The 2,019-nt window shown below is 57.9% G+C and carries 3 protein-coding genes; 1 reads left to right on the top strand and 2 read right to left on the bottom strand.

What is annotated here, in order from left to right:
• The coding region (locus ACH2EH_RS06415) for a hypothetical protein (protein WP_395140033.1) at nucleotides 1-248 on the bottom strand (248 nt) is incomplete at its 3' end.
• 183 nt (nucleotides 249-431) lie between these two features.
• Nucleotides 432-1,712: an alpha-galactosidase gene (gene melA, locus ACH2EH_RS06410; protein WP_395140031.1), complete on the bottom strand. Its 1,281-nt coding sequence runs from the start codon at nucleotides 1,710-1,712 to the stop codon at nucleotides 432-434.
• A 50-nt stretch (nucleotides 1,713-1,762) separates the two neighbouring features.
• Here melA and ACH2EH_RS06405 point away from each other — a divergent pair.
• A partial coding sequence (locus ACH2EH_RS06405) for a hypothetical protein (protein WP_395140029.1) occupies nucleotides 1,763-2,019 on the top strand: 257 nt, incomplete at its 3' end.

Raw genomic sequence — 2,019 nt, 5'->3', positions numbered from 1 at the left:
AGCCACCCAACAATATCGTGGCCTTGTATTCCTGCGAAACAAAAGACGGTATAAAACGCCATCGCCCAGTCGCGCTGGTGAGCGAGCCGGTACGCAATGAAGAGTTGCCCTAAACAGAGGGCAATACCAAGAATATACATAGGAGTGCCTGATCCATTTATGAGCTCGAAAATCATAACGATGATCGCCGTAACCATGTATGCAGTTAAGGTAAAGGCAAAGTAACGGGTGATGGTTCGGGTGCTCATATGTTGAGTTTACCTTTCCCGCCCACAGAACGTGGGCGTCTGTGCCCGCCGATTGAAATTGGCGTCTGTGAGCCTGCGGCTAAGAAATCGCTCCGCGATTGGGAATTTCGGCAGTCGCGGAGCGACATTATGGCCGAAGGCCCGCAGACGCCCACGTTCGTGTGGGCGGTCTCCGTGGGACGGTTAAAAGTGCGCCAATAACTCACCCTCGGCGGCCCAGAGTTCATCGAACATTTGGCGCGTTTGATCCAGTGTGCAGATGCTTCTGGTGAGCGGGTCCAGCAGGCATGCGTGGTAGGCGGCTTCACGGTCTCTATCCAAGACGGCGCGGACGGCGAGCTCCTGCGGAGCGATGTTGCTCAGATTGAGCTGGGCGAGCTGCACGGGAAGCGCCCCAACACGCGTGGGCTGGACGCCCTGGCCATCTACGAGACACGGCACCTCGACGCAGCAGTCCACGGGCAAGTTTGCGATAAGCTGGCCGTCGTTCATGACATTGCCATTGAAGCGATAGGGCGAGTTCGTCACCACGGCCTCGATAATCTTAGACGCATACTCCACGCTCGGGGTGAGCGGCGGCAGCTCGTTGTCGTCCTTGAGCCAGGTGCGCGGCGGTGCGGCCTCGGTGGGCGGGTGCCACTCCGTCAGATCGTAGTGGGCCATGAGATCGTGGTTGCGGCGGAAATACGGGTGGTACTCGGAGCAGTGGCGCGACGACTCCGTGACAAACCAGCCAAAGTGCTTGAACATCTCAAAGCGAATATTGTCTTTCGCAACTACTTCCGGGTCATTCAGCGCGGCGCGGAGCCGTGGATAGACATCCTCGCCATTACTCTGCGTGAGTTTGAGGTACCACGCCTGGTGGTTGATCCCGGCGCAGAGATAGCGCATCGTGTCTTTTTCGAGTCCGGTGTAGCTCTCGATCTGGTGGGCCGTGCCTTGAACCGAGTGGCACAGCCCCACGTTCTTAATCCCCGATGCCCGCGAGTGTACCCAGGTCAGCATACACATCGGGTTGGTGTAGTTGAGCATCAGGGCATCGGGGCAGAGCGCCTCCATATCGCGGCAGATCGCAAGCTGCTCGGGGCCGGTGCGCAGAAACCGAAAGATCCCGCCCACGCCCACGGTGTCGGCGACGGACTGCGTGATGCCGTACTTGAGCGGAATCTCCACTTCCGCTGTCACGGGATGCCCGGAGTACGCCGCTCCACCTACCGAGACGCTCACCACGACAAAATCCGCGCCCGGCAAGAGTGTCTTGCGATCCGTGGAAGTAGTTAAAGTTGCCTTCAGCTTATGCCCGTCAATAATGCGCCTGACGTAGGCTTCCGTCAGTGCCAGTCGCTCGGCGTTGATATCGCAGAGGCAGATGTGCGCGTCTGCGAGCGTGGGGAGCGAGAGAATATCGCGTGAGAGCTTTCCGCCGAACTGGCTGCCTGCGCCAATGATAACGATCTTTGTCATGGATCTATTGTACGCAACTTTTCCTGGTTCTTAACGTCTACGAGCCTATCATGAGCCGATTAATTTTCAGAGTGCGCCGAGCTGCCCAAGTGCTTGCCATCGCCACCCCAGTGCTGGGAATCGCACTTGGCATCTGGTACAGGGCGCACTATGTTTTCCCATCCGAAGAAATGCTGAAACGGAGCGTTCCTCAGCCCAATGGCTACGACACCATCCTTGTCGCTGGGAAGCTTCTCGTTAAGAAGCACGATGACGTCGAAGTGAATCCCTGGCCCAAGCCGAAGACGCCGTACTCGCTGAGCCAGCG

Origin of the sequence: Armatimonas sp., assembly GCF_043760365.1 — a bacterium.
GTDB lineage: Bacteria > Armatimonadota > Armatimonadia > Armatimonadales > Armatimonadaceae > Armatimonas.
The sequence above is the reverse complement of the archived record's forward strand: the minus strand, read 5'-3'. Positions and strand labels throughout refer to the sequence as shown.

Coding starts and splice junctions, on each gene's coding strand:
- melA (WP_395140031.1), bottom strand. CDS start 1,712: ATGACAAAGATCGTTATCATTGGCGCAGGCAGCCAGTTCGGCGGAAAG.